The organism is Nostoc sp. NMS2 (genome assembly GCF_017115105.1).
In the GTDB taxonomy this organism is placed as follows: domain Bacteria; phylum Cyanobacteriota; class Cyanobacteriia; order Cyanobacteriales; family Nostocaceae; genus Nostoc.
In genome coordinates, this window is record NZ_JABXKH010000069.1 from 41,599 (window position 1) to 67,816 (window position 26,218).

Here is a 26,218-nt window from a genome sequence, read left to right on the forward strand (position 1 = left end):
TGATTTCACAAAATGCCGAAATCAATCAATTGTGCATAAATATGCTTGAATTCAATTGAACTTACGGATTACCGCACAAAAACTTGCATATCAATAAGTATAAACTCACAAACCTGCAATTTCAAGTTCAAAAACGCACTTTCAGGAAAATTAATTATGTTAACTGCTGAACGACGACAATTCATCTTAGAAATTCTGCGTCGTGATAAAAAGGTGCTTTCGACAGAACTTAGTGCTGTTTTAAAGGTTTCTGAGGATACCATTCGGCGGGACTTGCGAGAACTGGCAGAAACTGGACTATTGCAACGTGTTCATGGGGGAGCGCTCCTCAAATCTCCAGCCACCGCCAGTTATGCCGATCGCCAAAAGCAAGCGCCAAAAGAAAAGGAAGCGATCGCTCGGACAGCAGCAAAATTAGTTTGTACAGGACAGGTGGTAATTTTAGATGGAGGTACAACAACTCTCCAGGTGACACGACATTTGCCCCTAGATTTGCAAGCAACAGTGATCACAAATAGTCCGCCAATCGCCCTTGCTTTAGCAGAACATCCTCATATAGAGGTTGTGATGTTAGGTGGACAACTTTACAAAAAAGCCTTGGTGAATGTGGGTACTGTCACCATTGAGACATTACGAATGATTCGTGCAGATTTGTGTATGTTGGGAGTTTGCAGTTTGCATCCAGAGATTGGGATTAGTGTACCTAACCTAGACGAAGCCCACGTTAAACGAGCCATGATTGCTGGATCGGCTGAGGTAGTAGGATTAGTGACAGCAGAAAAATTGGACACGGCTGCTCCTTATCTAGTAGAGTCCATTCGTGCCCTGACTTACCTTGTAACAGCACCGACAGTATCTAATAATATGCTGAGTGCCTACAAAGCTTTAGGTTTGACCATTATCCGTGATGAGTACCCATAATCTAATGAAGGCAAATGCGATCGCCCGGTACTGGGGAAGAAGCAAGGGAGCAGGGAGCAGGGGGGGATGAGGGGGACAAGGAGGACAAGAGGGACAAGGGGGAATTATTGAATAGTCTCTTCCTTGTCTCCCCCTCTTCCTTGTCTCCCCCCTCTTCCTTGTCTCCCTTGTCTCTTCTTCATGCCCAATGCCCAATGCCCAAATAAATCAAAACCTGTCCGTTTCTTGAGGTGTTCCAACCGCTCCCGGTTGAGCGTTGAAGAAGTTTTGAGCAGCTTCATTCTGATATATACACCTAATATCAGGTTTGTCACTGTCCAAGTTACCTGTAAAGCCAAAGGTGTTCAGGCGATTTTTGCAATCTCTTACCTGATCAGATGTTACCAGCTTGCGTTGCTCTAAAAGCGCCCAGTTATTTTGTCGGATCACGCATCCAGGACGCATACTCGGCTGGGCAACATAAACATTAAAGGGGCTGAGAGTAACGAACAGTCTAGCGTCCATTACCATCGCGCTGGCTCCGTACTGCACACAAATTTCAGGGTTTGGTGCTTTGGTGTCAATGAAGTCACGGGAAGCCACATTTGATGGGGACAACGTGGCTGTAGAACTAAAAGCAATGCCAATCCCAATTCCCAAAATCAATACCCCTCCCATAATTGCGATGGTGAAGAGGTTAAACATAGGGGATTGGAAAATAGAGGGTTTAGAATTTGTAGTAGCCGATCTACCAGTGGGTTTACGTTTCATTGTTGCTTAATCACCTTCACGCCGATTTTGGAGGGAGTGGTCTAAAGTTTTCTCTCTCTTTTCAGTATGCCTAGTCTTGACTGTAATTGCCTGCCATTTTCTGTGCGAGATCCTTTTTAAACGAGAAAAATAGCAACTTATCTAGATAACTTACTGTGCATCAATAAATAAAGGTTGTTAATAAGCTGCTCTAGCTCGGAAAATATGGCTAAAGCCCTTACTAAGCTAAAATACATCTAATATTTTGGTAGTGCGTAGGCGCAGCCCGCCGTAGGCATCGCACTGTGGACAACGAACTAAAATTTCTTCCTCAAAATCAAAAAGCCTTTTGCCATCGTCTCTAAATCTTATAACCATTCCAGATGCCCGCCTACACCGTTTCTGCAACAAATTCCAGAACTTATGCTGATTCGCCCCGCTACAACAGCCGATGTACCCGTGGTTTTACCAATGGTTGCCAAAATTTGCGCTTTGCATGAGTCTTGGGATTCCACCAAATATGGTTTTTTGCCGAATCCAGAACAGCGTTATGAACAATGGTTGACACGTTTAGCAAATAGCGATGGCTTCGCCGACGCTTCCAGCGATCGCAGTATATTTCTAGTATCCGAAAATGATGGTCAAGTTGTAGGATTTCTCGTGGCAACAATTGAGCGAGAAATACCAATTTATCGGTTACAGGAATTTGCTTTTATCCATGATATCTGGGTTGAGCCGGAATATCGCCAAAACGGAATTGCGCGGCAGATGGTGATGCTAAGTATTGAACGATTTCATCAGATGGGTGTTAAACAAATTCGTCTAGATACAGCAGCTGTTAACGAGGCTTCACGCCGATTATTTACATCTTGTGGTTTTCGACTCAGCATTATTGAAATGCTAATTGAATTGAGTCATTAGTCATTAGTTATAAGCAAATGACTAATGACTAACGACAAAGGACTAACTAGCTAACAGAGTTTTTTCTAGAGAAGTCCAACGGAAAGAGCGATCGCCCCCTCTCTCAATCACTACTTTCACTCGTGGTTCTAGCTGAGGCAAATTCGTTAAATACTCCAGTTCCTCATTGGAAAGAATATGCCCTTCAATAATCCACAAAACCAGCCCCTTTGACTTTGGTGGTAGCTGTTCTAGATGAGAATTGAGAATTGGGGGCAAGTAGTACACCTGACCTACTGCCGCACCGCTAGCAGTACTTTTTTTACCAAGATGAGGAGGTCTGACTCCATGAATTCTTGTGAGATACGCAGCTACATCGCCCAGTCCCTTGGCAGTAATGTGGAGGGTGGTATAGCCAGCAGCACGCAGTCGGCGCTGATATCGACCTTCATAACCCCCTTCTAGAGGTACATACACTCCAAGAGCGCCAAATTTTTCCAGATCGCGGATTAAACCGTTGCCAGTGGTAATTAGTGCCATAGATTTTTGTCGTTATCCCGCTTAGATATCTCTATTATTTACCCTGAACCGATAGATTAAAAGCATTTTCTTTGGCATTGGGCATTTAGAAGAGGCAGAGGGGCAGGGAGAAGGGAGCAGAGGGGAAAGGAGGTAATTTTTTATTCTCCCCCTTGCCCCCTGCCCCCTGCTCCCCTGCTTCTTCCCCACTCCCCAAAAATAACTCTATAAATTACTAGACAAACATAAATAAATAATTTATATTATTAGATTGTGACCAAACACGCAAATTAGGTGAACTTTTTACTGTCATTCTGAGGTAGCGTTAGCATTAAAAGCTGATGATTTAATCCAAATTGGATAATCTAACTCAGATTGAGCAATAGACTGGTAAACTAAGAAAGCTTTCAGGTCAACATTGAAGCTTATGGATGAACAATCAAAGCCAATCCTAAGCTCCAGAGTGAATTTGCTCCCGTGCCTCTAAAAATAGTAGGCGAAATCTTAAACAATAGTTTAAGGTATTTAAGGAAGTAAAACTGAGCAGCAATGTTGGTTTCATGGCATTACGTCAGTCTCAGTTAAAGGATACTGGGCGGTAAAGACCGCTTAAGTCCAACTGCAACACGGCAGTAGCCAACCTCCGGGGAACCGTCATTAGGGCGTACACAAATCGGAAAACCCGCCGACAGCGCTGCCTCCAGAAAGTGCCAGAGCAATTGCTTGGACGAAAGCATTGCTGCACACAGCTTAAAAACTGTAGCGCCTTGCATTGATTCCAGAAGTTACTCCTTCCAAACCGGAAGAGACTTGTAGCTGTTCTGGTGATCTATTGAGTGAAGCTAAACAGATTCACCAAGCAGTACGGACACGGTTTGTTGTGTCCTAAAAGCATTTGGATTGGTTTACTGAAACCATTCCAAATTTCGCAGGCTAACCCAGCCTAAACTGATGCGTACAAAGCGTGTCCTCTAGAGTCCAATTCCAAGGTCAGCAAGTAGAAAGGAGAACCAGTTACTGTGTCTGTAGGTATTCTCGGCACCAAGCTGGGCATGACCCAAATATTTGACGAAGCAGGAGTAGCCATTCCTGTGACTGTCATTCAAGCAGGGCCATGCACCGTAACACAAGTTAAAACAAAACAAACCGACGGTTACTTTGCCATTCAAGTTGGTTTTGGCGAAGTTAAACCAAAGGCACTCAACAGACCACTACTGGGTCATTTGGCTAAATCATCTGCCCCAGCATTGCGTCACCTAAATGAATATCACACCGATAGTTCTAGTGATTATGCTTTAGGTCAAGAGATTAAAGCAGATATTTTTAGTGCGGGTCAAATTGTCGATGTAGTCGGCACAAGCATCGGTCGCGGTTTTGCCGGAAACCAGAAGCGCAACAACTTTGGTCGTGGGCCCATGTCACACGGTTCCAAAAACCACAGAGCGCCAGGTTCTATTGGTGCTGGTACAACACCAGGTCGTGTCTATCCAGGTAAGCGGATGGCAGGGCGTTTAGGTGGTAAACGCATCACAATCCGTAAGCTGACCATAGTGCGAGTTGATGCAGAACGTAATTTATTGCTAATCAAAGGAGCCATTCCTGGTAAACCAGGCGCTCTAGTAAGTGTTGTGCCTGCAAAAATAGTGGGATAGTCAAAAGTCATTAGTTATTGGTCATTAGTCAGTAGTCATTGGTCATTAGTCAAAAGTCATTAGTCAATTGGTTAAAGGACAAAGGACAAAAGGCAGAAGACAAATGATAAAAGACAAATGACAAAGGACAAATGACAAAGGACAAATGACAAAGGACAAAGAACAAAGATGGTTGAAAGCGTAGTTAAAAATTGGCAAGGAGAACAGGTCGGCGAGACGACCTTCGAGTTGCGCGTTGCCAAGGAAGAAACAGCGTCTCACATTGTACACCGCGCCTTGGTACGGCAATTAACCAATGCTCGTCAAGGAAATGCCAGTACAAAAACTCGTGCTGAAGTCAGAGGCGGCGGTCGTAAACCTTGGCGACAAAAAGGTACTGGTCGCGCTCGTGCAGGGTCTATTCGTTCACCATTGTGGCGTGGTGGTGGTGTGATCTTTGGGCCAAAACCCAGAGACTTTAACCTCAAGTTAAACCGCAAAGAGCGACGTTTAGCACTGCGGACAGCATTTATTGGCCGTATTGACGACTTGATTGTAGTAGAAGAATTTAGCACCGAGCTATCTCGCCCGAAGACTAAAGACTTAGTAGCAGCACTTGCCCGTTGGGGAGTAGCACCAGAAAGCAAGGCACTGTTAATTTTGTCTGAAATTGCGGATACAGATAATGTTTATTTGTCAGCCCGCAACATTGAAAATTTAAAACTAATTGCAGCCGACCAGCTAAATGTTTTTGATTTACTGCACGCTGACAAAATTGTAGTTACGGCATCAGCCCTAGAAAAAATTCAGGAGGTCTACAGTGCCTAGCTTTGACCCCCGCGACCTTGCCGACTTAGTACGTCGCCCAATAGTCACCGAAAAGGCGACTATCTTGATGGAACAAAATAAGTACACCTTTGAAGTAATTCCAAAGGCATCTAAGCCAGAAATCAAGGCTGCGATCGAAGACTTATTTCAGGTCAAGGTTGTAAAAGTCAACACCACCTTACCACCACGTAAAAAGCGGCGCGTTGGTAAATTTATTGGTTATAAGCCCCAATATAAGCGAGCCATTGTTACAGTCGCACCTGGGGATGAAGACAAGATTAGACAAGTTCTATTCCCAGAAGTCTAGGAATTTTAGATTTTAGACTTCGACTACGCTCAGTCGAACGATTTTAGATTTTAGATTGAGGAGTTTACTCAATAAGTACCTAAAATGGTCGCGATTAGTTAAACACTCATTAAATCCAAAATCCAAGTTGCGCTTCCAGCGCACCAAAGGTGCGACCCAAAATCCGAAATTAAGTAAATCAAAAATCCAAAATCAAAAATAGATTATGGGTACTCGTTCTTACCGCCCTTATACCCCCAGCACTCGCCAAGTTACAGTTTCTGACTTTGCGGAAATCACAAAAACCGAGCCAGAAAAATCCCTAACGACCTCGAAGCATCGCGCCAAAGGTCGAAATAATACCGGGCGGATTACCAGTCGTCGTCGGGGTGGCGGACACAAACAACTTTACCGGATCATCGATTTTAAAAGGGATAAACATAATATTCCTGCCAAAGTCGCCGCAGTTGAGTACGATCCAAACCGCAATGCCCGAATTGCCCTTTTGTATTACCAAGATGGCGAAAAACGGTACATCCTTCATCCCAACGGGTTGAAAGTTGGAACCATAATTATTTCTGGGCCGGAATCTCCCTTTGAAGATGGTAATGCTTTACCTCTATCGCGGATTCCCTTGGGTACTAGTGTTCACAACGTAGAAATGACTCCTGGCAAAGGGGGTCAAATCGTGCGTGCTGCTGGTGCTAGCGCTCAAGTTGTGGCAAAAGAAGGTGATTATGTAACACTCAAGTTACCTTCAGGAGAAGTCCGCTTAATTCGGCGTGATTGCTACGCCACTATTGGGCAAGTAGGCAACACCGATGCGAGAAACCTGAGCGCAGGTAAAGCCGGACGAAATCGCTGGAAAGGTCGCCGTCCGAAGGTTAGAGGTAGCGTCATGAACCCAGTGGATCACCCACATGGTGGTGGTGAAGGTAGAGCGCCTATCGGTAGATCCGGGCCTGTTACACCTTGGGGTAAACCCACGTTGGGCGCAAAGACACGCAATCGCAAGAAACTGAGCAGTAAGTTGATTGTACGTCGTCGCCGTAAGTCTTCTAAACGCGGTCGCGGTGGTCGTGAATCATAGAATTTTAGATTTTAGATTTTGGATTTTAGATTGGGGTCTACTTGTGAACATTGAAAATTTGTGAAACTTGATTTAGTCACCTAATTATCCAAAATCCGAAATTCTAATTCCTAAATCCTAAATCCTAAATCCAAAATTGAACTATGGGTCGTTCTCTAAAAAAAGGTCCTTTCGTTGCGGATCATCTCTTAAAGAAAATTGAAAAGCTCAACGACAACAACAGAAAAGAAGTTATTAAAACTTGGTCAAGAGCTTCAACAATTTTGCCCCTAATGGTAGGTCATACCATAGCTGTTCACAACGGACGACAACACGTTCCAGTTTTTGTAAATGAACAGATGGTAGGACACAAGTTGGGTGAATTTGCCCCAACACGCACCTACAGGGGTCATGGAAAAAGCGACAAAAAAGCGGGTAGGTAGTTATTAGTCATTGGTCATTTGTCATTTGTCATTGGTCAGTAGAGACGCGATTAATTGCGTCTGTACAAAAGACAAAGGACAAAGGACAAAGGATAAAAGACGAAAGACAAAATTGGAGAAAATTATGGCTACTAATACTACTGAAGTAAAAGCGATCGCTCGTTTTATCCGCATCTCGGCCTATAAAGTACGTCGGGTACTCGATCAAATCCGGGGGCGATCGTATCGAGAAGCGCTAATCATCTTGGAATTCATGCCCTATCGCGCCACTGAACCCATATTGAAGGTTCTCAGAAGCGCTGCTGCTAATGCCGAACACAACGCTGGGTTAGATCGGACTCAACTAGTGATTACTCAGGCTTATGCCGATCAAGGGCCGCCGTTGAAGCGGTTCCAACCAAGAGCGCAAGGTCGAGCTTACCAAATTCGCAAACCGACGTGTCATATTACTGTGGCTGTTGCAGCTGCTCCAGAAAAATAAGCACGTTTAAACGAATAAATTGCGTAAAGTAAGAAATTTTAGAGGAAGCATTCGTGGGACAGAAGATTCATCCAGTTGGTTTTCGCCTGGGTATTACACATGAGCATCAATCCCGTTGGTTTGCTGTTCCTGACCGCTATCCAGAACTTTTACAAGAAGATTACAAACTCCGTCAATATATAGAACAAAAGCTGGGTAGACAGGCTCAAAACAATGCCGGTATTTCCGAGGTGCGGATTGAGCGCAAAGCCGATCAAATCGACTTGGAAGTCCGCACAGCTAGACCCGGTGTAGTCGTAGGACGTGGTGGACAAGGTATCGAATCCTTGCGTACCGGACTCCAAGGACTGTTGGGTAGCAATCGTCAAATTCGGATCAATGTAGTTGAAGTTCAACGAGTTGATGCTGATGCCTACCTAATTGCCGAATACATTGCTCAACAATTGGAACGTCGGGTTTCCTTTCGGCGGGTAGTAAGACAGTCGATTCAACGGGCCCAACGCGCTGGTGTCCAAGGGATTAAAATCCAAGTTAGCGGCCGCCTCAACGGTGCAGAAATTGCCCGGACAGAGTGGACTCGTGAAGGTAGAGTACCTTTACATACCTTACGGGCTGACATTGACTACTCTTATTGCACAGCAAAAACTGTTTACGGCATTTTGGGTATCAAAGTTTGGGTGTTTAAGGGAGAAATTATTCCTGGACAGGAACCAGATCCGCTACCACCAGCAAGCCGCGATCGCGAACGTGATCCCCGCGATCGCGATCGTGAACCCCGTCGTCGTCAGCAACAACGTCGTCGCCAGCAATTTGAAGACCGCTCAAATGAAGGATAAATCGTCATTAGTCATTAGTCATTAGTAAATGGCAGATGACAAAGGACAAATGACAAATGACAAGTAACAAACCATGTTAAGCCCTAGAAGAACTAAATTCCGCAAACAACAGCGCGGACGGATGGAGGGACTAGCCAGCCGTGGTAGCACCCTCAACTTCGGTGATTTTGCACTCCAAGCACAAGAACCCGCTTGGATTACCTCCCGGCAAATCGAGGCTTCTCGCCGAGCAATGACCCGTTATATTCGTCGGGGTGGACAAATCTGGATTCGGATTTTCCCTGATAAACCTGTAACCATGCGTCCTGCTGAAACCCGGATGGGTTCCGGTAAAGGTAATCCAGAGTTTTGGGTAGCGGTAGTCAAGCCAGGACGAATTTTGTTTGAAATCGGTGGGGTTTCTGAAGAAATCGCCCGTGAAGCTATGCGTTTAGCTTCATTTAAACTGCCTATAAAAACTAAGTTTATTGTGCGCTCTCAACCACAGGAGCAGGAGTAGCTTATGCCTCTTCCCAAGATTTCAGAAGCTAGAGAATTAAGTGACGAAAAGCTCTCTGATGAAATTGTCGCCATCAAAAGACAACTATTTCAGTTGCGCTTGCAAAAAGCGACAAGACAATTAGAAAAGCCCCACCAGTTCAGACAGGCTCGACATCGCCTAGCCCAATTGCTGACATTGGAAACAGAACGCAAACGGGCAGCAAGTCAATCGGCTAAAGAAGAAAAGTAGGAGATTATGGCAGTTAAAGAACGAGTTGGCTTGGTAGTGAGCGATAAAATGCAAAAAACTGTGGTAGTTGCCATAGAAAACCGCGCTCCTCACCCCAAGTACGGCAAAATTGTGGTTAACACCCAACGATATAAAGTTCACGACGAAGAAAATAAGTGTAAAGTAGGCGATCGCGTTCGCATTCAGGAAACTAGACCCCTGAGCAAAACCAAGCGCTGGAAAATCACAGAAGTCCTGAACGTCAAGCCTGCTTAAACCTCATCGTTGTTAGTTTCTAACAACATCACAAGGGAGAATAATTGTGATTCAACCCCAGACTTATTTAAATGTCGCAGATAATAGCGGCGCTCGTAAACTAATGTGCATCCGCGTCTTAGGTGGAGGCAACCGCCGTTATGGTTTTATCGGTGACAAAATTATTGCCGTTGTCAAAGATGCTACACCCAACATGGCTGTAAAAAAGTCTGATGTTGTGGAAGCAGTAATTGTCCGCACTCGGAAAGCCGTATCTCGTGACAGTGGCATGAGTATTCGCTTTGATGATAACGCTGCTGTAATTATCAACAAAGACGGTAATCCTAGAGGCACACGGGTTTTTGGCCCGGTTGCTCGGGAACTGCGCGATAAAAACTTTACGAAAATTGTTTCTCTGGCTCCGGAGGTGCTTTAATGGCAACCAAACAAGGTACGCCCAAAGTATTCCACAAAATGCACGTCAAAACTGGCGACACCGTACAAGTGATTGCTGGTAAAGACAAAGGGAAAATTGGTGAAATTATCCAGGCACTTCCCCAACTGAGTAAAGTCATCGTCAAAGGTGTCAACATTAAAACCAAGCACGTCAAACCCCAGCAGGAAGGGGAATCAGGGCGGATTATGACCCAGGAATTCCCGATTCATAGCTCCAACGTGATGCTTTATTCCACCAAGCAAAACGTTGCCAGTCGTGTTTGTTATACCTTTACCTCAGAAGGCAAAAAAGTCAGAAAACTCAAGAAAACTGGCGAAATTCTGGATAAATAAGAATTAGGTAACTTGAGATTTTAGATTTTAAATTAAATCCAAAATCCAAAATCTAAAATCCAAAATTAAAGGTTCCCTGACCAAGCCCAGGGATATCAGGACAAAAAACTATGGCGACAACAAGACTCAAAACCTTATATCAAGAGACAATCGTCCCCAAGCTGATTAATCAGTTTCAATATACCAACGTTCATCAAGTACCGAAGTTGGTAAAGGTTACTATTAACCGAGGTTTGGGTGAGGCGGCTCAAAATGCGAAGTCGCTGGAAGCATCCATCAACGAAATTGCGCTTGTTACTGGTCAAAAACCAGTAGTGACGCGGGCGAAAAAGGCGATCGCAGGCTTTAAGATTCGTCAAGGGATGCCCGTTGGGATCATGGTGACACTCAGAGCCGAACGGATGTATGCCTTTTTCGACCGACTAGTTAGCCTCTCACTGCCCAGAATTCGAGATTTTCGCGGCGTTAGCCCTAAAAGCTTTGACGGACGGGGTAACTATACTCTGGGTGTAAGAGAACAGCTAATTTTTCCAGAAGTCGAATACGACAGCGTTGATCAAGTGCGTGGGATGGATATTTCCATCATCACCACAGCAAAAAACGACGAAGAGGGTCGCGCCTTACTTAAAGAATTAGGAATGCCCTTTCGCGATCAGTAAGTTCATCTATAGAGGGAACGATGGCGGCTAACGACACAATTGCAGATATGCTGACGCGCATCCGCAATGCCAACCTGGCGCGGCATCAAACTACACAAGTGCCAGCTACAAAAATGACCCGCAGCATTGCCAAAGTGCTACGGGAGGAAGGCTTTATTGCTGAAATCGCAGAAGCAGAAGAAGGGGTAAAACACAATCTGGTGATTTCCCTGAAATACAAGGGTAAAACCCGTCAGCCTCTAATCACCGCCTTAAAGCGAGTGAGTAAACCTGGCTTGCGTGTTTACTCGAATCGAAAAGAATTACCAAGAGTACTAGGCGGCATTGGCATTGCCATTATTTCTACATCCAGTGGGATTATGACTGACCGCGAAGCGCGTCGTCAAAACTTGGGTGGCGAAGTGCTTTGTTACGTTTGGTAGTCATTGGTCATTAGTCATTTGTCATTAGTCATTGGTCATTGGTCATTAGTCATTTGTTATTAGTGAAAGACAAAGGACAAAAGACAAAGGACAAGGGACAAATAACAAAAGGCAAAGGGCAAATAACAAAGGACAAAAAGTAATGTCTCGTATTGGTAAACGTCCAATTACTATTCCCGCCAAAGTTCAAGTGGCGATCAATGGTACAAATATTGTGGTGAAAGGCCCGAAAGGAGAACTTTCTCGCACTCTCAGAGATAATGTCTCACTCTCTCAAGAGGGAGAAATATTACACGTAAATCGTCGGGATGAAACTCGGACATCGAAGCAGCTGCACGGCTTGAGCCGCACTTTAGTTGCCAACATGGTTGAGGGAGTTTCCCAAGGTTTTCAACGCCGTTTGGAAATCCAAGGTGTTGGTTACAGGGCACAACTTCAAGGACGTAACCTAGTTTTAAACATGGGTTACAGCCATCAGGTGCAAATTGAACCACCAGAAGGAATTCAGTTTGCTGTCGAAGGTACCACTAACGTCATTGTTAGCGGCTACGACAAAGAAATCGTAGGCAACACAGCCGCAAAAATTCGCGCCGTTCGTCCGCCAGAACCTTACAAAGGTAAAGGCATTCGCTATGCCGGTGAAGTGGTAAGACGTAAGGCTGGTAAGACTGGTAAGGGTGGTAAGAAGTAAAAATGAAACTTACTCGTAGAGAATCAAAAAACCGCCGTCATCGGCGGGTTCGTGGCAAAGTTGTTGGCTCCCCAGAACGTCCGCGTTTAGCGGTATTCCGTTCTAATGAGCATATTTATGCCCAGGTAATTGATGATAGTCAGCATCAAACTATAGTGGCAGCATCGACTTTAGAACCAGATTTGAAATCTAGTTTAGCGTCAGGTGCAAACCGCGACGCATCGGTACAAGTTGGTAAATTGATCGCAGTGCGATCGCTAGAAAAAGGCATCACCAAAGTAGTCTTTGATCGCGGTGGTAACTTATATCATGGTCGTGTCAAAGCCCTCGCTGATGCAGCCCGCGAAGCTGGTTTAGATTTCTAAATTGTCCTTTGTCATTTGTCCTTTGTCCCTTGTATAAGAGCTAATGACTAATGACTAATGACTAATGACTAATGACAAAAGAGGCATAAATTATGGCAACAGAGCGTAAAAGTAGAACAAAGCGTGCCAAAAAAGAAGAGACTACTTGGCAAGAGCGGGTTATCCAGATCCGCCGCGTAAGTAAAGTGGTCAAAGGTGGTAAAAAACTCAGCTTTAGAGCGATCGTTGTCGTCGGTAACGAACGCGGTCAAGTTGGTGTCGGAGTAGGCAAAGCCTCAGATGTAATCGGTGCAGTCAAAAAAGGCGTAGCCGACGGCAAAAAACACCTGATTGATATCCCAATTACCAAATCCAACTCCATCCCACATCCTATTGATGGTGTCGGTGGCGGTGCAAAAGTGATTATGCGTCCAGCCTCACCTGGTACTGGGGTAATTGCTGGTGGTGCTGTGCGGACTGTGTTGGAATTGGCAGGAGTTCGTAACGTTTTAGCCAAGCAACTTGGTTCCAACAATCCGCTCAATAATGCTAGAGCCGCAGTCAATGCTTTATCTACATTGCGGACTCTTTCTGAAGTCGCCGAAGATCGCGGTATTCCTATTCAAAATCTCTACATCTAATTTAGTCATTGGTCAGTAGAGACGCGATTAATCGCGTCTGTACAATGGTCAAATGACAAATGACAAATGACAAATGAGAAACGAAAAATGACAACTTGGTAACTTATGAGACTCCATGATGTTAAGCCGCAAAAAGGCTCAAAGAAACGCAAGAAGCGTGTAGCCAGGGGTATTTCTGCTGGTCAAGGCGCTAGTGCTGGTCTAGGTATGCGGGGTCAAAAATCTCGCTCTGGTAGCGGTACTCGACCCGGTTTTGAAGGTGGTCAACAGCCATTGTACCGCCGCTTACCTAAGCTCAAGGGCTTTCCGATTGTTAATCAGAAGATTTACACTACGATTAATGTAGAGAAGCTAGCCTCCCTTCCCGCTAATACGGAAGTAACTTTGGCCTCCTTGAGAGCCGCAGGTATCCTGACTGCTGTCAAAGGGCCATTGAAAGTTTTAGGTAACGGGGAATTGAGTATTCCGCTCAAGGTACAAGCGGCAGCTTTCACAGGTTCAGCTAGGAGCAAAATTGAGGCAGCTGGAGGGAGTTGTGAAGTCTTATGAGTGAGCCAGAACAGCGCACTTAAATGCAAGCCAACTCGCTGTCAGCGCCTGGTTCACTATAAAGGTAGCACTCTATGATCAGTCGAGATAAAGCCCCAACGGCTCAAGAAACTTTTATGCAGATGGCACAAGCAGCTGGGCTGAGAGGTAGGCTGCTTGTAACTGTCGGTGTTTTAATTTTGGTTCGCCTGGGCATCTTCTTACCCGTGCCAGGGATTGATAGAGATCGTTTTCACGAAGCCATTTCGGGCAATAATTCCATATTCGGCTTATTGGATATATTTTCCGGGCGAGGACTTTCGACTTTGGGCGTTTTTGCTTTAGGGATTTTACCCTTTATTAATGCGTCCATTATCATCCAATTGCTCACCGCGGCGATTCCATCTTTAGAAAATTTACAGAAAAATGAAGGCGAAGCAGGTCGGCGGAAAATATCGCAAATTACCCGCTATGTCACTGTATGTTGGGCGATTCTCCAAAGTACAGCTTTTTCAGCATTATTCCTCCAGCAATTTGCCTTAAGTCCAGGGCCTATCTTTGTAGCTGAAACTGCGATCGCTCTGACTGCTGGTTCTATGTTTGTAATGTGGGCATCAGAACTCATTACAGAACGGGGAATTGGGAATGGTGCATCATTGTTGATTTTTGTCAACATTGTGGCTTCATTACCAAAAGCTTTAGGCGATACCATCGATTTGGTACAAGTCGGCGGTCGGGAAACAGTGGGTCGCGTCATCGTACTAATCTTAGTTTTCCTAGCAACCATTGTTGGTATTGTGGTTGTGCAAGAAGGAATGCGCCGCATCCCGATTATTTCGGCTCGTCGCCAAGTAGGTCGTCGAGTTTTGGCAGAGCAACGGAGCTTTTTACCCTTGCGGCTAAATCAAGGCGGCGTAATGCCAATTATCTTTGCCGCAGCCATCCTCAGTTTGCCACTGCTGATTGCAAATTTCGCCAAGAATGCTGAATTGGCAAATATAATTAACACTTATTTGAGTCCAAGCGGTTCTGGCTCTTGGGTCTATGCCTTGGTTTACATGATTTCCATTATTTTCTTCAGCTATTTCTATTCTTCGCTGATTCTCAACCCGGTAGATGTAGCGCAGAATTTGAAGAAAATGGGTTCTAGTATTCCTGGCATTCGTCCCGGTAAAGCGACTAGTGAGTATATCGAGCGCGTGTCAAACCGACTCACCTTTTTGGGTGCGATCTTTTTAGGCTTGGTTGCGATTATCCCAACCGGTGTAGAAAGTGCTTTAGGAGTACCCACATTTAAGGGACTAGGTGCTACCTCTCTGTTAATTCTAGTGGGTGTGGCGATTGATACGGCAAGACAAATCCAAACTTACGTAATCTCTCAGCGCTATGAAGGAATGGTGAAACAATAGTGACGCGACTAATCTTCTTGGGGCCACCTGGTGCTGGTAAAGGAACACAAGCTCAAGCATTGGCGGAACACTTAAATATTCCTCATATTTCTACTGGGGAAATATTAAGACAAGCCATGAAAGAGCAAACTCCTTTGGGAATCAAGGCTCAAAACTATGTAAATAGCGGCGAGTTAGTCCCCGACCAGCTAGTACAGGACTTGGTACAGGAGCGCCTCAACCAACCAGATGCAGAAAATGGTTGGATTCTTGATGGTTTTCCCCGCAAAGTGACGCAAGCGGCTTTTCTAGAAGAATTGCTGGAAACAATACATCAGAGTGGTGAAAGGGTAGTTAATCTAGATGCACCAGATGATGTTGTGGTAGAACGTTTGCTAGCTAGAGGGCGAAAAGATGATACCGAAGAGGTGATTCGTCGGCGGTTACAAGTGTACCGCGATGAAACTGCACCTTTAATTGATTATTATCGCGATCGCCAAAAACTTTTAACAGTCAATGGCAATCAGTCCCAAGAAGAAGTCACTAGTGAACTGCAAAAGGTAATCGCTTGAGGATGAGGGGGATGTGGTTCGACTTCGCTCACCAACCGGGGGATGAGGGAGATGAGGGAGTAGGGAAGGAACTAGAGTAAGTTTTTTCACAATGCGCCATACGCCATGCCCAATACCCACTTGCCCTGAGCGAAGCCGTTCGCGTAGCGTCTCGCAGAGAAGGGATACCCAATACCCAATGCCCCTCTACTAAGAAACAGATCAATTTTAGCTAAGATATATTAATAAACTGTTGATATATTTCTTAAAATGTGTTCTCTTGCAGATGAAGTGCTGCAACTGAACACGAAATTGTTGAGTTGAGGAAAAAACAAATTGTCTAAGCAAGATTTGATTGAAATGGAAGGCACGGTTACAGAGTCCTTGCCCAATGCGATGTTTCGCGTTGACTTGGACAATGGATTTAACGTGCTAGCTCACATTTCCGGCAAGATTCGCCGCAACTATATCAAGATTTTGCCCGGCGATCGCGTCAAGGTGGAGTTAACTCCTTACGACTTGAGCAAAGGCAGAATTACCTATCGACTACGAAAGAAGTAACTATATGTAGATGTAGAGAATTTTACCATAAAACGATTCTTTTGACTGTTTGCTAGTCAAATTAGTGGATTGTTTCCCCTAAAAATGCTATGATTTAATATTTGGAGTCAAAAAATAAAAGGCATGAAAGTTAGAGCCTCAGTCAAGAAAATCTGTGAAAAGTGTAGCGTGATCAAACGTCGTGGTCGCGTCATGGTGATCTGCGTGAACCCCAAGCACAAGCAACGTCAAGGATAACGCTCTTACAAACAGAGCCAGTTGTAGGACGCATATCATCATTAAAAACGAAAAGACGCGATTAATCACGTTTTTCCAACCAACAGTAATTGCGAAAACAATAGGGAGAGTTCATTGTGGCACGGATTGCCGGAGTAGACCTTCCACGCGATAAGCGCGTTGAAATCGGTCTAACTTATATCTACGGAATTGGTTTATCACGCGCTCAAGAAATTATAGCGGCTACTGGTGTCAACCCAGACACCCGCGTTAAGGACCTAAGTGATGCTGATGTAACAGCCCTACGAGGGGAAATAGAAAGCAACTATCAAGTTGAAGGCGACTTGCGGCGCTTGGAGTCTTTGAACATCAAGCGCTTAGTTGACATTGGTACTTACAGAGGTCGTCGTCATCGGATGGGCTTGCCAGTCAGAGGACAAAGAACTCGCACCAATGCTAGAACCCGTCGAGGCAGAAGGCAGACAGTAGCTGGTAAGAAGAAGGCTCCAGGGAAATAAATTTTCAACGCTTGCTAATCACAGCAAGTTTTACCTTAAATCAACTAAACAAGTATGGCGAGACAACCAACTAAAAAATCCGGGAGCAAGAAGCAGAAACGGAATGTACCCAGTGGGATGGCCTACATCCAGTCTACTTTCAACAATAGCATTGTCACCATTACCGATCAAAATGGAGATGTCATCTCCTGGGCTAGTGCTGGTTCTAGCGGTTTTAAGGGAGCAAAAAAGGGAACTCCCTTTGCAGCGCAAACTGCTGCCGAAAGTGCAGCCCGTAGAGCCATCGATCAGGGAATGCGCCAAATAGAGGTAATGGTCAGTGGGCCAGGAGCAGGTAGAGAAACCGCTATCCGGGCACTTCAAGGAGCAGGACTGGAAATTACACTCATTCGGGATATTACTCCGATTCCTCACAATGGTTGTCGTCCACCCAAGCGCCGCCGAGTTTAAATACCAAGACTTGGGCATTGAGTAAGAGAAGCTACAACCAAAGAAAGTAAAGTTACTTACAATGACCGCTTGGGCGGATAACGTGCAAACTGTCATTGGGTGAAAACTTGGGCGACCAAAAGCAAATCAGATTTTCCTGTAGGGAAAGCTGTTAAACTTCGGGAACCCAAAATATTATTAGCGCCTGAAAGCTCAATAGGAACGTCAAACTATACCGTAATTTCATACTAGTAGTTTGATAGACCTATAACCTACAGGACATAAAGTCAATTCGGGAGGCAATTGATTTGTCTGCTAGCAGCACCTTAGAAAAAGGGAGGCTCATCCGTGGCGCAGTTTCAGATTGAATGTGTAGAGTCGAATACTGAAGAAAGTCGGAACCATTACAGTAAATTTGTTCTGGAACCTCTAGAACGCGGTCAAGGAACAACAGTTGGCAACGCACTACGGCGGGTTTTACTGTCTAACCTAGAAGGTACAGCAGTGACAGCAGTGCGGATTGCAGGTGTTTCACACGAGTTTGCCACAGTTCCGGGCGTGCGGGAAGATGTGCTGGAAATCCTCATGAAAATGAAGGAAGTTATCCTAAAAAACTATTCCTCGCAGCCTCAGATTGGTAGATTACTTGTTAGCGGACCAGCAACAATTACTGCGGCACATTTTGATTTACCTAGTGAAGTAGAAGTTATCGATCCGACTCAGTATGTTGCCACCATCGCTGAGGGTGGAAAGCTGGAAATGGAATTTCGGATCGAGAAAGGCAAAGGCTATCGCACCGTAGAGCGAGGACGTGAGGAAGCCACATCTTTGGACTTTCTTCAAATCGACTCAATATTTATGCCGGTGCGAAAAGTCAACTATAGTGTTGAAGAATCTCGTGGGGAAGGCTTGATTCCAAAAGACCGACTACTGTTGGAAGTTTGGACAAATGGCAGTATTTCTCCTCAAGAAGCACTATCTTCGGCTGCTGGGATCTTGGTAGATTTATTCAACCCGTTGAAAGATATCTCCCTGGAACCAACAGACACAGGTTCAGATATTCCAGACGATCCAACTGCCCAGATACCCATCGAAGAGTTGCAACTTTCTGTGCGGGCATATAACTGTCTCAAACGGGCACAAGTTAACTCTGTGGCAGATTTGTTGGATTATACCCAAGAAGACCTCTTAGAAATTAAGAACTTTGGGCAGAAGTCAGCAGAAGAAGTCGTGGAAGCTTTGCAGCGACGCTTGGGCATCACCCTGCCAATGGAAAGAGGCTCGAAACACCCTTAAGAAAAACCTTCATAATTCATAGTGCATAATTATGCGTCACCGTTGTCGCGTCAAAAAACTCAGTAAGCCAGCCGATCAACGCCGTGCTTTATTGCGATCGCTCGCCACCGAGTTGATCCGTCATGGTAAGATCACCACCACTTTAATTAGAGCGAAAGTTCTCCGAAGTGAAGTGGAAAAAATGATTACTCTAGCCAAAAATGGCTCCTTGTCAGCACGTCGGGAAGCCCTTGGCTATATCTTCGACAAACAACTGGTTCACGCTCTATTTGAGCAAGCTCCAACTCGATATGGCGATCGCCAGGGCGGTTATACCCGCATCATGCGTACCGTACCGCGTCGGGGTGATAATGCAAAAATGGCCATAATCGAATTGGTTTAAGTCATTAGTTATTGGTCATTAGTCATTGGTCATTGGTCACTTGTACTGAGCGACTTGTGCCGAGCGAAGCCGAGGTAAGTCGAAGTATTAGTGAATAACAAAGGACAAATGACAAATGACAAAGGACAAAATCTGTATGTTAGAAAGCCACCAGCCTACACAAACTCATCGAGTAGCCTTGGTAATCCAATACCAGGGCACTCATTTTCATGGCTGGCAACGGCAAAAAAAACAACGGACAGTCCAAGAAGAGATCGAAATAGCGATCGCTACTATTCTTGGGTATCATGTAACACTACATGGTGCTGGGCGAACCGATTCGGGAGTTCATGCTGCTGCTCAAGTAGCCCATTTTGAAGCAACAGGTTTAATTCCGCCTCACAAGTGGGCAACAATCCTCAACAGCTATCTGCCGCCAGATATATTAATCAGGGCTTCAGCTAGTGTAGATAACCGTTGGCACGCTCGCTTTAGTGCAGCCTATCGACGATATCGCTACACAATATACACTGAAGATCGGCTTAACTTGTTTGTGAGAGCCTTCAGTTGGCATTATTATTATGCACCACTGGATGAATCCTTAATCCAAGCTGCCCTGAAACCTCTCTTAGGAAAGCATCACTTAGCTGCTTTTCAGCGCGCAGGCTCAAAGCGATCGCATTCCTGGGTAGAGGTGCAAGCAGCAGAGTGTCGTCGCAGTGGGCCATTTATCCATATTGAAATACAGGCAGATGGATTTTTGTATGGCATGGTACGGCTGTTGGTAGGGATGTTGGTACAGGTAGGTTCTGGACAACGGACACTTTCTAGCTTCACCGAACTCTGGAAAGAACAACGCCGGGAAGAAGTGAAACACGCCGCTCCGCCTCAAGGCTTGTGCTTGTTGCGAGTCGGCTATCCAGATTTTCCCTTTTCAAAAGAGATTTGGTACGACACCTTGCCAAAGTTCGTCACTAGTCAAGAGTCATTAGTCATTGGTCATTAGTCATTAGTCATTGGTCATTAGTCATTGGTCATTAGTGAATAACTAAGGACAACTGACAAAGGGCAAAGGGCAAAGGGCAAATAACAAATGACAAAAGACAAACGACTAATGACAAATTAAAAATGACAAAGGACAAATGACAAATGACAACAGTTAAAACATACCTTCCTACTCAAGCAACCCTTGAGCGTGAGTGGTACATAGTAGATGCCACCGATAAACGCCTCGGTCGCCTCGCCAGCGAAATCGCCCAGGTATTGAGAGGCAAAAAGAAACCCGAATATACACCCCACTTAGATACAGGTGACTTCGTAATCGTCATCAATGTTGAGAAAGTAGCAGTCACAGGCAAAAAGCGCACTCAAAAGCTTTACCGCCGCCATTCTGGTCGTCCCGGTGGGATGAAAACGGAAACTTTCGCTAAACTGCAAGACCGCATACCAGAGCGGATTTTAGAACAAGCTGTTAAAGGTATGCTACCTAAAAATAGCCTGGGTAAGCAGTTGTTTACCAAGCTGAAAGTTTACGCTGGGTCTACGCATCCACATGATGCTCAGAAACCCAAAGAACTAAAAGTTAGTACAATTCCTGGAGAAGAAAATTAATGGTAGTAGCAGATGCTAATAGCGGTCGCGCCGTATACTGGGGTACTGGCCGCCGTAAGAACGCAGTAGCACGGGTACGCTTGGTTCCAGGCACCGGTCAACTGACTGTGAACGGTAAAGATGGAAATTTGTATTTCCAATTTAACCCCAACTATTTGGGAGTCATCAAAGCACCCCTAGAAACTCTGGGATTAGAAAACGAATATGACATTTTGGTAAAAGCAGAAGGCGGTGGCTTGACCGGACAGGCTGATTCTGTTCGTTTGGGAGTTGCCCGTGCTTTGTGCCAACTAGACCCAGACAACCGCCCACCTTTGAAAACTGAAGGTTATTTGACTCGCGATCCCAGAGCAAAAGAGCGGAAGAAATATGGTTTACATAAAGCTCGGAAAGCGCCTCAGTACTCTAAGCGTTAGGGAATTTTGGATTTTGGATTTTGGATTTTGGATTTAAAATTACTCTGAATAGAGCCGAAAGAATATCTAATTTCTTAACGAACCGCCAAGGACGCCAAGAAGAGGCAGCGCGGTCTTGGGGGTTTCCCCCATGAGCGACTGCCGTCGCCAAGGAGGAAACAGAGGAAAAAATAGGTAATTTTATAGCCCGAAGAGAGTAATGGAAAGTCTAAAATCTAAAGTTCTACAAACACTGAAGAGCTAAAAGTTATAATTGATATAGATTCATCACAAAAGGAACAATGGCTAAAGCTGATATTCACCCCAAGTGGTATCCAGATGCTAAAGTTTACTGCAACGGTCAAGTTGTTATGACTATTGGCTCTACCAAGCCAGAATTGCACGTAGATGTTTGGTCTGGAAATCACCCATTTTACACCGGCACTCAGAAGATTATTGACACTGAGGGTCGAGTAGAGCGCTTCCTCCGTAAGTACGGCATGAGCAGCACTCAAACATCTGGCGACGAACAAGACAAAAAGTAGCGAGTTGGCTCTGCTGTTAACGACGGCCCTGCATCAGCTGGGTCGATTTTCATTTATATGCTCGAGCCAATTTGTTATTTTTAAGGAGCGATCGCAATCGTCATGGCTGAATCATACTTACTGGACAAACTAAAATCCGTTGAACAAACCTTTAATGAGTTAACACGTCGTCTTGGCGACCCCGATACCGCTAGCAATCCTGATGAATATCAAGAAATTGCTAAGTCTCGTTCTTCTTTGGAAGAAGTAGTTAATACTTATGAAATTTGGAAAACAGCCCAAGAAGATTTGATCGGAGCGCGTCAGGTTTACAAAGAATCTGCAAGTGACCCAGAGTTGCAAGAAATGGCAGCACTGGAAGTAAAAGAACTTGAAGAAAAAATAGAGCATTTAGAGTCTCGCTTGAAAGTCTTACTGCTACCACGCGACCCCAATGATGAAAAGAATATCATGTTGGAAATTCGCGCAGGTACTGGTGGCGATGAAGCAAGTATTTGGGCTGGCGATTTGATGCAGATGTACACCCGCTATGCCCAGACTCAAGGTTGGAAAGTTTCTCTAGTGAGCGAATCTCGAGGAGAAATGGGTGGCTGGAAAGAGGTCATTCTAGAGATTAAAGGTAATGACGTTTATAGCCAGTTAAAGTTTGAAGCTGGAGTGCATCGGGTGCAGCGCGTACCGGCAACTGAATCTGGGGGACGGGTTCATACTTCCACAGCTACCGTGGCGATTATGCCAGAGGTGGATGATGTGGAAATTCATATTGACCCGAAAGATATTGAAATGACTACAGCCCGTTCTGGCGGTGCTGGTGGGCAAAACGTCAACAAGGTGGAAACAGCCGCCGATTTGATGCACAAACCGACAGGAATACGCATTTTCTGTACAGAAGAACGCAGCCAGTTGCAAAACAAAGAACGGGCGATGCAAATTCTGCGGGCGAAGTTGTATGAGATGAAGTTACGCGAACAACAGGAAGCTGTAACTTCCATGCGGCGATCGCAAGTTGGTACTGGATCGCGATCGGAAAAAATTCGCACCTATAATTATAAAGATAACCGCGCTACCGATCATCGGTTAGGTCAGAATTATTCCCTTAACCCTGTTCTGGAAGGTGATTTAGAGACGCTGATCCAATCTTGTATATCTCTAGACCAACAGGAACGTCTAGCGGAGTTAGCGACTGCTGCCGCTAACTAATTTTTACTGTTAAATATTCTGTAAAACCACTTGTTGCTCTGTTGCTTTTAACACACACAGGTGGTTTTCTAATATCGCATGAAGTACATTTTCTATTTCACTGGTCTAATGGTAATAGGCAAATTCGTACTTCATAAGGTAATTTAGCTTCGCCCATTCCTTCAGTGTTTGACAGGTATAAATTAATTTTTCTATTTCTTCTTGCCAACGTGCAAAAATCCGGTAGCTAAAAAAGCTGCTGCATATATTACCTTTTGCATCCCAGTAGGAAATACACACCTGATGCTTCAAAAGGTGGATTTTTTTGATTTGCTTAACATCGTAGCCTTTAACTTTTAAAGCTTCTTTGGTTTCTGCGTCAGAAATGTTCCACTGTTCTGGTTTAATTTTATTAGTGGCTATAAGGTTTTTACCTTTGCGGCGATATTGGTTAATTTTGCGTGGCTTGCGAAACATGATGCACCTTCGATATTATTTCTTCGCAGCAAAGTCTAGCTACTAGCCCAAGTGCTGTAGCAAACTAAGAACAGCGTCGCGCCATCAATAGACATTTGCGACAGAACCCCAGCTTAAAGTGTCGAATCGAAGAAGCCTTGTTAGATGGCTTTGAAGCGGGAGTGGATTTAGCGCTACGAGAAACTAACTTACCATTACGAACTTTTCCAGAGCATTGCCCTTATTTATTTGATGATGCGATCGCAGACAATTTTCTGTGCGATGCTCGTCAAGACTGGGAAGGATAATTACTACCATTTTTATGACGCTCATTTGTTATTTGGAGATACCTTAAGTAGAACAAGGTGAAAAAAATTATATACTTATAAGTTTTACTCCAAGTTAGTTAGATATAGTTACATCTATGAAACAAGTAATAGAAAATGTAAAAAAAAACTATAGCGCAAAAAGAAATACTTTGGGCTTATCCAGTGGTTTTATACCCAAATAGGAATGTAGATACAGGCAATATCAAACATTACCGTGAGTTTTTCACAAGTGGGCGTGTCAGGCGGATTTATTTGGATGAATTAGGTGAAACTGCATCGCTTCCAATTGGCATTGCAACTGCTAAATTAGTAATTGCAGCCGACGATATGGCAATTGTCCAAGCAAGGGAGTTGATAGACAGAACCAAGTCAGAGATAAATTCACCACTAAAACAGCAGCAATTATTACAATTTATAGAGACTATTTTGGCTTATAAGTTTCCCGCAATGAGTAGGGAGGAGATGTTTGGATTAAGCGAGTTAAAGCAAACCAGATTTTATCAAGAAGCCTTTCAGGAAGGCATTGAACAAGGTGAGCTTAAAGGTAAACTAAAAGCAGTACCAGGAATGTTGGCAGCAGGGTTGACTGTAGAACAAGTAGCAAAAGCGTTAGATTTGAGTGTCCAAGAAGTCAGACAAGTAGTACAAAGTCAGCCTTGAGATAGATGTGGTAAATTTTATCCGTGGCTCAAGCCAAATTTGGTTTGCGCCTCACCAGACTTTCTCACGACGAATTTATAGTTAATTTTTGTTAATATTAGAGGCGGTGTTAGTACTTCGTCCTCAACCACCCACTCCCTACCTGAGAGAAACTTAATGCTGCGACTAGAACATATAAGTAAAATTTATCCCACAGGCGAAGTTCTCAAAGATATCAACTGGGAAGTTAAACCAGGCGATCGCATTGGCTTAGTCGGTGTCAACGGTGCTGGAAAATCTACCCAGCTAAAAATCATCTCTGGGGAAATTGAACCCACCGCCGGCGAAATCATCCGTCCTAATAGCTTACATATAGCCTACCTCAACCAAGAGTTTGAAGTAGACCCCACCCGCACCGTTAGAGAAGAATTTTGGACTGTCTTTAAAGAAGCCAACGAAGTCCAGTTATCTCTGGCGCACATACCACAAGAGATGGAAACGGCTAACCCAGATGAACTGGATCGACTGATCGACAAGTTGGATCGCTTCCAGCGCAAATTTGAAGCCTTGGATGGCTACAACTTAGATGCACGCATCGGGAAAATTTTACCAGAGATGGGGTTTGGGCTAGAAGATGGCGATCGCCTTGTCAGCGCTTTCAGTGGTGGTTGGCAAATGCGGATGAGTTTGGGTAAAATCCTGCTGCAAAAACCCGACTTGTTGCTGCTGGATGAACCGACTAACCACCTGGATTTAGAAACCATTGAATGGCTGGAAAATTACCTCCGAGGGCTAGTTACGCCGATGGTAATAGTCTCCCATGACCGGGAGTTCCTTGACCGCCTATGCACCCAAATTGTGGAAACTGAACGTGGCGTTTCCAGTACCTACCTTGGTAACTACTCGGCATATTTGGAACAAAAAGCCGAAAGTCAATCAGCACAACTTAGCGCCTACGAACGCCAACAGAAAGAATTAGAAAAACAGCAAACCTTTGTTGATAGATTTCGCGCCAGTGCTACCCGCAGTACCCAGGCGAAAAGCCGGGAAAAGCAACTCGACAAGATTGAACGCATTGAAGCACCCATTGCTGGGGTAAGAACTCTCCACTTCCGTTTTCCCCCTGCACCCCGCAGTGGACGCGAAGTAGTGGATATTAAAGATTTAACTCATCTTTATGGTGATAAAATCCTGTTTTTGGCAGCAAATCTCCTAATTGAAAGAGGCGATCGCATTGCTTTTCTTGGCCCCAATGGTGCTGGGAAATCTACCCTTCTGCGCGTAATTATGGGTATGGAACCACCCACAGAAGGTAGCGTTCAATTAGGGGATCATAATGTTATTCCCGGTTACTTTGAGCAAAATCAAGCTGAAGCCTTGGATTTGAAGAAAACTGTCATGGAAACTATCCATGATGAAGTTCCAGATTGGGATAATCAAGAAGTTCGCACGCTTTTGGGACGCTTCTTATTCACTGGTGATACTGTATTTAAAGCAGTTGGGGCATTAAGTGGAGGAGAAAAAGCTCGTTTGGCGTTGGCAAAAATGCTCTTGCGTCCCGCGAACTTACTAATTTTAGATGAGCCGACAAACCACCTAGATATTCCAGCTAAAGAAATGCTGGAAGAAGCGCTTAAAAACTATGATGGTACGGCAATCGTAGTCTCTCACGATCGCTACTTTATTTCTCAGGTAGCAAACAAAATCGTCGAAATTCGTGATGGTGAATTCCGCGTTTACTTAGGAGATTATCATTACTATCTCCAGAAAATTGCCGAAGAGAAAGAACAAGCAAAATTAGCTGCGATAGAAGCCGAAAAAGCCGCTAAAAAAGCTGCAAAAGCTTCCACTAAAAGGAAATAACAGATTGAATACGGACTTAGTAGTAGTCCGAAAACGCTACTACTAAGTAATCACCCTTTATTAGGGTTCCAAAACATCACAGAAAAATTACTAATAATCTAAAAAATCTTTCAAAAAACTGCAAGTCCTTAATAAAAGAAGTTCATAAGCAAAAATTCACTTGCGGCGTGGATTAGCAGTGGTATCATTCGGATATTACA

38 protein-coding genes and 3 pseudogenes are annotated in these 26,218 nt (G+C 44.5%); 36 read left to right on the plus strand and 5 right to left on the minus strand.

Annotated features, from left to right (window positions below; genetic code table 11):
• Window positions 1-156 precede the first annotated feature (156 nt).
• Window positions 157-921 (plus strand): DeoR/GlpR family DNA-binding transcription regulator, encoded by a 765-nt coding sequence (locus HWQ36_RS14300; RefSeq protein ID WP_292703710.1) that lies wholly within the window; start codon window positions 157-159, stop codon window positions 919-921.
• 207 nt (window positions 922-1,128) lie between these two features.
• Here HWQ36_RS14300 and HWQ36_RS14305 read toward each other — a convergent pair whose 3' ends face one another.
• Both HWQ36_RS14305 and HWQ36_RS14310 read right to left on the minus strand, forming a co-directional pair.
• Window positions 1,129-1,671, minus strand: a complete 543-nt coding sequence (locus tag HWQ36_RS14305; protein WP_292703712.1) for a DUF3172 domain-containing protein — start codon at window positions 1,669-1,671, stop codon at window positions 1,129-1,131.
• Window positions 1,672-1,896: 225 nt separating this feature from the next.
• Window positions 1,897-2,028 carry a hypothetical protein gene (locus HWQ36_RS14310; RefSeq protein WP_292703715.1) on the minus strand — a complete coding sequence of 44 codons (132 nt, stop codon included), beginning with the start codon at window positions 2,026-2,028 and terminating at the stop codon, window positions 1,897-1,899.
• 45 nt (window positions 2,029-2,073) lie between these two features.
• On the opposite strand from HWQ36_RS14310, the gene HWQ36_RS14315 reads away from it, so the two are divergent.
• Complete coding sequence (locus tag HWQ36_RS14315) at window positions 2,074-2,571, plus strand: GNAT family N-acetyltransferase (protein WP_292703717.1); 498 nt, start codon at window positions 2,074-2,076, stop codon at window positions 2,569-2,571.
• Window positions 2,572-2,613: 42 nt separating this feature from the next.
• On the opposite strand, the gene HWQ36_RS14320 is transcribed toward HWQ36_RS14315, so the two are convergent.
• Window positions 2,614-3,090, minus strand: a complete 477-nt coding sequence (locus tag HWQ36_RS14320) for an NAD(P)H-quinone oxidoreductase subunit N (RefSeq protein WP_292703720.1) — start codon at window positions 3,088-3,090, stop codon at window positions 2,614-2,616.
• Window positions 3,091-3,650: 560 nt separating this feature from the next.
• Window positions 3,651-3,842: a hypothetical protein gene (locus tag HWQ36_RS14325; protein WP_292703722.1), complete on the minus strand. Its 192-nt coding sequence runs from the start codon at window positions 3,840-3,842 to the stop codon at window positions 3,651-3,653.
• Between the two features lie 246 nt (window positions 3,843-4,088).
• Between HWQ36_RS14325 and rplC the strand changes: the two genes are divergently transcribed.
• From rplC to prfA, 31 genes are all read left to right on the plus strand, one after another.
• Window positions 4,089-4,721: a 50S ribosomal protein L3 gene (gene rplC, locus HWQ36_RS14330; protein WP_292703724.1), complete on the plus strand. Its 633-nt coding sequence runs from the start codon at window positions 4,089-4,091 to the stop codon at window positions 4,719-4,721.
• Between the two features lie 168 nt (window positions 4,722-4,889).
• Window positions 4,890-5,528, plus strand: a complete 639-nt coding sequence (rplD, locus tag HWQ36_RS14335) for a 50S ribosomal protein L4 (protein WP_292703727.1) — start codon at window positions 4,890-4,892, stop codon at window positions 5,526-5,528.
• On the plus strand, window positions 5,521-5,835 hold the full coding sequence (locus HWQ36_RS14340; protein ID WP_069070779.1) for a 50S ribosomal protein L23: 315 nt from the start codon (window positions 5,521-5,523) through the stop codon (window positions 5,833-5,835). Before rplD ends, HWQ36_RS14340 begins: the two co-directional genes overlap by 8 nt.
• 205 nt (window positions 5,836-6,040) lie before the next feature.
• Window positions 6,041-6,904: a 50S ribosomal protein L2 gene (rplB, locus tag HWQ36_RS14345; protein ID WP_292703731.1), complete on the plus strand. Its 864-nt coding sequence runs from the start codon at window positions 6,041-6,043 to the stop codon at window positions 6,902-6,904.
• A 143-nt stretch (window positions 6,905-7,047) separates the two neighbouring features.
• Window positions 7,048-7,326 (plus strand): 30S ribosomal protein S19, encoded by a 279-nt coding sequence (gene rpsS, locus HWQ36_RS14350; protein ID WP_012410721.1) that lies wholly within the window; start codon window positions 7,048-7,050, stop codon window positions 7,324-7,326.
• Window positions 7,327-7,450: 124 nt separating this feature from the next.
• Window positions 7,451-7,807, plus strand: a complete 357-nt coding sequence (rplV, locus tag HWQ36_RS14355; RefSeq protein ID WP_069070777.1) for a 50S ribosomal protein L22 — start codon at window positions 7,451-7,453, stop codon at window positions 7,805-7,807.
• Between the two features lie 53 nt (window positions 7,808-7,860).
• A complete protein-coding gene (rpsC, locus tag HWQ36_RS14360) occupies window positions 7,861-8,643 on the plus strand; it encodes a 30S ribosomal protein S3 (protein ID WP_094342453.1) in 783 nt (260 codons plus the stop codon).
• A 73-nt stretch (window positions 8,644-8,716) separates the two neighbouring features.
• Entirely contained in the window at window positions 8,717-9,142 is a 426-nt protein-coding gene (gene rplP, locus HWQ36_RS14365; protein ID WP_069070775.1) for a 50S ribosomal protein L16, read from the plus strand.
• Between the two features lie 3 nt (window positions 9,143-9,145).
• A complete protein-coding gene (gene rpmC / locus HWQ36_RS14370) occupies window positions 9,146-9,373 on the plus strand; it encodes a 50S ribosomal protein L29 (RefSeq protein WP_012410717.1) in 228 nt (75 codons plus the stop codon).
• Between the two features lie 6 nt (window positions 9,374-9,379).
• On the plus strand, window positions 9,380-9,628 hold the full coding sequence (rpsQ, locus tag HWQ36_RS14375; RefSeq protein ID WP_094328457.1) for a 30S ribosomal protein S17: 249 nt from the start codon (window positions 9,380-9,382) through the stop codon (window positions 9,626-9,628).
• Window positions 9,629-9,674: 46 nt separating this feature from the next.
• Window positions 9,675-10,043, plus strand: coding sequence for a 50S ribosomal protein L14 (gene rplN, locus HWQ36_RS14380; protein ID WP_012410715.1), 369 nt, complete (start codon window positions 9,675-9,677; stop codon window positions 10,041-10,043).
• A complete protein-coding gene (gene rplX / locus HWQ36_RS14385; RefSeq protein ID WP_292703750.1) occupies window positions 10,043-10,396 on the plus strand; it encodes a 50S ribosomal protein L24 in 354 nt (117 codons plus the stop codon). The genes rplN and rplX overlap by 1 nt, the downstream gene beginning before the upstream one ends.
• Window positions 10,397-10,506: 110 nt before the next feature.
• Complete coding sequence (gene rplE / locus HWQ36_RS14390; RefSeq protein WP_292703753.1) at window positions 10,507-11,055, plus strand: 50S ribosomal protein L5; 549 nt, start codon at window positions 10,507-10,509, stop codon at window positions 11,053-11,055.
• A 20-nt stretch (window positions 11,056-11,075) separates the two neighbouring features.
• Window positions 11,076-11,477, plus strand: coding sequence for a 30S ribosomal protein S8 (rpsH, locus tag HWQ36_RS14395; RefSeq protein ID WP_292703756.1), 402 nt, complete (start codon window positions 11,076-11,078; stop codon window positions 11,475-11,477).
• Window positions 11,478-11,619: 142 nt separating this feature from the next.
• Window positions 11,620-12,168 (plus strand): 50S ribosomal protein L6, encoded by a 549-nt coding sequence (gene rplF, locus HWQ36_RS14400; RefSeq protein WP_292703757.1) that lies wholly within the window; start codon window positions 11,620-11,622, stop codon window positions 12,166-12,168.
• Window positions 12,169-12,170: 2 nt separating this feature from the next.
• Window positions 12,171-12,533 carry a 50S ribosomal protein L18 gene (gene rplR / locus HWQ36_RS14405; RefSeq protein WP_094328454.1) on the plus strand — a complete coding sequence of 121 codons (363 nt, stop codon included), beginning with the start codon at window positions 12,171-12,173 and terminating at the stop codon, window positions 12,531-12,533.
• Window positions 12,534-12,625: 92 nt separating this feature from the next.
• Window positions 12,626-13,153 carry a 30S ribosomal protein S5 gene (gene rpsE, locus HWQ36_RS14410; protein ID WP_094328453.1) on the plus strand — a complete coding sequence of 176 codons (528 nt, stop codon included), beginning with the start codon at window positions 12,626-12,628 and terminating at the stop codon, window positions 13,151-13,153.
• A gap of 105 nt (window positions 13,154-13,258) precedes the next feature.
• Window positions 13,259-13,702, plus strand: a complete 444-nt coding sequence (rplO, locus tag HWQ36_RS14415; RefSeq protein WP_292703764.1) for a 50S ribosomal protein L15 — start codon at window positions 13,259-13,261, stop codon at window positions 13,700-13,702.
• A gap of 74 nt (window positions 13,703-13,776) precedes the next feature.
• The gene (gene secY, locus HWQ36_RS14420) at window positions 13,777-15,090 is read left to right on the plus strand and encodes a preprotein translocase subunit SecY (protein WP_292703767.1); all 1,314 of its coding nucleotides are present in this window, start codon (window positions 13,777-13,779) and stop codon (window positions 15,088-15,090) included.
• Window positions 15,090-15,641 carry an adenylate kinase gene (locus HWQ36_RS14425; protein ID WP_094342457.1) on the plus strand — a complete coding sequence of 184 codons (552 nt, stop codon included), beginning with the start codon at window positions 15,090-15,092 and terminating at the stop codon, window positions 15,639-15,641. The genes secY and HWQ36_RS14425 overlap by 1 nt, the downstream gene beginning before the upstream one ends.
• A gap of 315 nt (window positions 15,642-15,956) precedes the next feature.
• Window positions 15,957-16,181: a translation initiation factor IF-1 gene (gene infA / locus HWQ36_RS14430; RefSeq protein ID WP_006196724.1), complete on the plus strand. Its 225-nt coding sequence runs from the start codon at window positions 15,957-15,959 to the stop codon at window positions 16,179-16,181.
• A gap of 123 nt (window positions 16,182-16,304) precedes the next feature.
• Window positions 16,305-16,418 carry a 50S ribosomal protein L36 gene (rpmJ, locus tag HWQ36_RS14435; RefSeq protein WP_012410705.1) on the plus strand — a complete coding sequence of 38 codons (114 nt, stop codon included), beginning with the start codon at window positions 16,305-16,307 and terminating at the stop codon, window positions 16,416-16,418.
• 116 nt (window positions 16,419-16,534) lie between these two features.
• Entirely contained in the window at window positions 16,535-16,915 is a 381-nt protein-coding gene (rpsM, locus tag HWQ36_RS14440; RefSeq protein WP_012410704.1) for a 30S ribosomal protein S13, read from the plus strand.
• A 54-nt stretch (window positions 16,916-16,969) separates the two neighbouring features.
• A complete protein-coding gene (gene rpsK / locus HWQ36_RS14445; protein ID WP_012410703.1) occupies window positions 16,970-17,365 on the plus strand; it encodes a 30S ribosomal protein S11 in 396 nt (131 codons plus the stop codon).
• Window positions 17,366-17,692: 327 nt separating this feature from the next.
• Window positions 17,693-18,640 (plus strand): DNA-directed RNA polymerase subunit alpha, encoded by a 948-nt coding sequence (locus HWQ36_RS14450; RefSeq protein ID WP_190935521.1) that lies wholly within the window; start codon window positions 17,693-17,695, stop codon window positions 18,638-18,640.
• A 31-nt stretch (window positions 18,641-18,671) separates the two neighbouring features.
• A complete protein-coding gene (rplQ, locus tag HWQ36_RS14455; protein ID WP_229547639.1) occupies window positions 18,672-19,022 on the plus strand; it encodes a 50S ribosomal protein L17 in 351 nt (116 codons plus the stop codon).
• Between the two features lie 136 nt (window positions 19,023-19,158).
• The gene (gene truA / locus HWQ36_RS14460) at window positions 19,159-20,007 is read left to right on the plus strand and encodes a tRNA pseudouridine(38-40) synthase TruA (RefSeq protein ID WP_292703892.1); all 849 of its coding nucleotides are present in this window, start codon (window positions 19,159-19,161) and stop codon (window positions 20,005-20,007) included.
• Window positions 20,008-20,150: 143 nt separating this feature from the next.
• Window positions 20,151-20,612: a 50S ribosomal protein L13 gene (gene rplM / locus HWQ36_RS14465; RefSeq protein ID WP_292703803.1), complete on the plus strand. Its 462-nt coding sequence runs from the start codon at window positions 20,151-20,153 to the stop codon at window positions 20,610-20,612.
• The gene (gene rpsI, locus HWQ36_RS14470) at window positions 20,612-21,028 is read left to right on the plus strand and encodes a 30S ribosomal protein S9 (RefSeq protein WP_012410698.1); all 417 of its coding nucleotides are present in this window, start codon (window positions 20,612-20,614) and stop codon (window positions 21,026-21,028) included. The genes rplM and rpsI overlap by 1 nt, the downstream gene beginning before the upstream one ends.
• A gap of 281 nt (window positions 21,029-21,309) precedes the next feature.
• On the plus strand, window positions 21,310-21,552 hold the full coding sequence (gene rpmE / locus HWQ36_RS14475) for a 50S ribosomal protein L31 (protein WP_069070756.1): 243 nt from the start codon (window positions 21,310-21,312) through the stop codon (window positions 21,550-21,552).
• 102 nt (window positions 21,553-21,654) lie between these two features.
• Window positions 21,655-22,752 (plus strand): peptide chain release factor 1, encoded by a 1,098-nt coding sequence (gene prfA, locus HWQ36_RS14480; RefSeq protein ID WP_292703810.1) that lies wholly within the window; start codon window positions 21,655-21,657, stop codon window positions 22,750-22,752.
• Between the two features lie 9 nt (window positions 22,753-22,761).
• Here prfA and HWQ36_RS14485 read toward each other — a convergent pair.
• Window positions 22,762-23,208: pseudogene (locus HWQ36_RS14485) on the minus strand (hypothetical protein).
• 80 nt (window positions 23,209-23,288) lie between these two features.
• Between HWQ36_RS14485 and HWQ36_RS14490 the strand changes: the two are divergent.
• From HWQ36_RS14490 to HWQ36_RS14500, 3 genes and pseudogenes are all read left to right on the plus strand, one after another.
• A pseudogene (locus HWQ36_RS14490) lies at window positions 23,289-23,495 on the plus strand (DUF29 family protein); the annotation flags it as partial.
• Between the two features lie 183 nt (window positions 23,496-23,678).
• Window positions 23,679-24,176, plus strand: a pseudogene (locus HWQ36_RS14495) (Rpn family recombination-promoting nuclease/putative transposase); the annotation flags it as partial.
• Window positions 24,177-24,332: 156 nt separating this feature from the next.
• Complete coding sequence (locus HWQ36_RS14500; protein WP_292703815.1) at window positions 24,333-26,018, plus strand: ABC-F family ATP-binding cassette domain-containing protein; 1,686 nt, start codon at window positions 24,333-24,335, stop codon at window positions 26,016-26,018.
• The last annotated feature ends 200 nt before the right edge of the window (window positions 26,019-26,218 follow it).

What these genes read in the sequence shown, in the direction of transcription:
- HWQ36_RS14300 (WP_292703710.1), top strand. Translation starts at nt 157, where the DNA reads ATGTTAACTGCTGAACGACGACAATTCATCTTAGAAATTCTGCGTCGT.
- HWQ36_RS14305 (WP_292703712.1), bottom strand. Translation starts at nt 1,671, where the DNA reads ATGAAACGTAAACCCACTGGTAGATCGGCTACTACAAATTCTAAACCC.
- HWQ36_RS14310 (WP_292703715.1), bottom strand. Translation starts at nt 2,028, where the DNA reads ATGGTTATAAGATTTAGAGACGATGGCAAAAGGCTTTTTGATTTTGAG.
- HWQ36_RS14315 (WP_292703717.1), top strand. Translation starts at nt 2,074, where the DNA reads ATGCTGATTCGCCCCGCTACAACAGCCGATGTACCCGTGGTTTTACCA.
- HWQ36_RS14320 (WP_292703720.1), bottom strand. Translation starts at nt 3,090, where the DNA reads ATGGCACTAATTACCACTGGCAACGGTTTAATCCGCGATCTGGAAAAA.
- HWQ36_RS14325 (WP_292703722.1), bottom strand. Translation starts at nt 3,842, where the DNA reads ATGCAAGGCGCTACAGTTTTTAAGCTGTGTGCAGCAATGCTTTCGTCC.
- rplD (WP_292703727.1), top strand. Translation starts at nt 4,890, where the DNA reads ATGGTTGAAAGCGTAGTTAAAAATTGGCAAGGAGAACAGGTCGGCGAG.
- rplB (WP_292703731.1), top strand. Translation starts at nt 6,041, where the DNA reads ATGGGTACTCGTTCTTACCGCCCTTATACCCCCAGCACTCGCCAAGTT.
- rpsS (WP_012410721.1), top strand. Translation starts at nt 7,048, where the DNA reads ATGGGTCGTTCTCTAAAAAAAGGTCCTTTCGTTGCGGATCATCTCTTA.
- rplV (WP_069070777.1), top strand. Translation starts at nt 7,451, where the DNA reads ATGGCTACTAATACTACTGAAGTAAAAGCGATCGCTCGTTTTATCCGC.
- rplP (WP_069070775.1), top strand. Translation starts at nt 8,717, where the DNA reads ATGTTAAGCCCTAGAAGAACTAAATTCCGCAAACAACAGCGCGGACGG.
- rpmC (WP_012410717.1), top strand. Translation starts at nt 9,146, where the DNA reads ATGCCTCTTCCCAAGATTTCAGAAGCTAGAGAATTAAGTGACGAAAAG.
- rpsQ (WP_094328457.1), top strand. Translation starts at nt 9,380, where the DNA reads ATGGCAGTTAAAGAACGAGTTGGCTTGGTAGTGAGCGATAAAATGCAA.
- rplX (WP_292703750.1), top strand. Translation starts at nt 10,043, where the DNA reads ATGGCAACCAAACAAGGTACGCCCAAAGTATTCCACAAAATGCACGTC.
- rplE (WP_292703753.1), top strand. Translation starts at nt 10,507, where the DNA reads ATGGCGACAACAAGACTCAAAACCTTATATCAAGAGACAATCGTCCCC.
- rpsH (WP_292703756.1), top strand. Translation starts at nt 11,076, where the DNA reads ATGGCGGCTAACGACACAATTGCAGATATGCTGACGCGCATCCGCAAT.
- rplF (WP_292703757.1), top strand. Translation starts at nt 11,620, where the DNA reads ATGTCTCGTATTGGTAAACGTCCAATTACTATTCCCGCCAAAGTTCAA.
- rplR (WP_094328454.1), top strand. Translation starts at nt 12,171, where the DNA reads ATGAAACTTACTCGTAGAGAATCAAAAAACCGCCGTCATCGGCGGGTT.
- rpsE (WP_094328453.1), top strand. Translation starts at nt 12,626, where the DNA reads ATGGCAACAGAGCGTAAAAGTAGAACAAAGCGTGCCAAAAAAGAAGAG.
- rplO (WP_292703764.1), top strand. Translation starts at nt 13,259, where the DNA reads ATGAGACTCCATGATGTTAAGCCGCAAAAAGGCTCAAAGAAACGCAAG.
- secY (WP_292703767.1), top strand. Translation starts at nt 13,777, where the DNA reads ATGATCAGTCGAGATAAAGCCCCAACGGCTCAAGAAACTTTTATGCAG.
- rpmJ (WP_012410705.1), top strand. Translation starts at nt 16,305, where the DNA reads ATGAAAGTTAGAGCCTCAGTCAAGAAAATCTGTGAAAAGTGTAGCGTG.
- rpsK (WP_012410703.1), top strand. Translation starts at nt 16,970, where the DNA reads ATGGCGAGACAACCAACTAAAAAATCCGGGAGCAAGAAGCAGAAACGG.
- rplQ (WP_229547639.1), top strand. Translation starts at nt 18,672, where the DNA reads ATGCGTCACCGTTGTCGCGTCAAAAAACTCAGTAAGCCAGCCGATCAA.
- truA (WP_292703892.1), top strand. Translation starts at nt 19,159, where the DNA reads ATGTTAGAAAGCCACCAGCCTACACAAACTCATCGAGTAGCCTTGGTA.
- rplM (WP_292703803.1), top strand. Translation starts at nt 20,151, where the DNA reads ATGACAACAGTTAAAACATACCTTCCTACTCAAGCAACCCTTGAGCGT.
- rpsI (WP_012410698.1), top strand. Translation starts at nt 20,612, where the DNA reads ATGGTAGTAGCAGATGCTAATAGCGGTCGCGCCGTATACTGGGGTACT.
- rpmE (WP_069070756.1), top strand. Translation starts at nt 21,310, where the DNA reads ATGGCTAAAGCTGATATTCACCCCAAGTGGTATCCAGATGCTAAAGTT.
- prfA (WP_292703810.1), top strand. Translation starts at nt 21,655, where the DNA reads ATGGCTGAATCATACTTACTGGACAAACTAAAATCCGTTGAACAAACC.
- HWQ36_RS14500 (WP_292703815.1), top strand. Translation starts at nt 24,333, where the DNA reads ATGCTGCGACTAGAACATATAAGTAAAATTTATCCCACAGGCGAAGTT.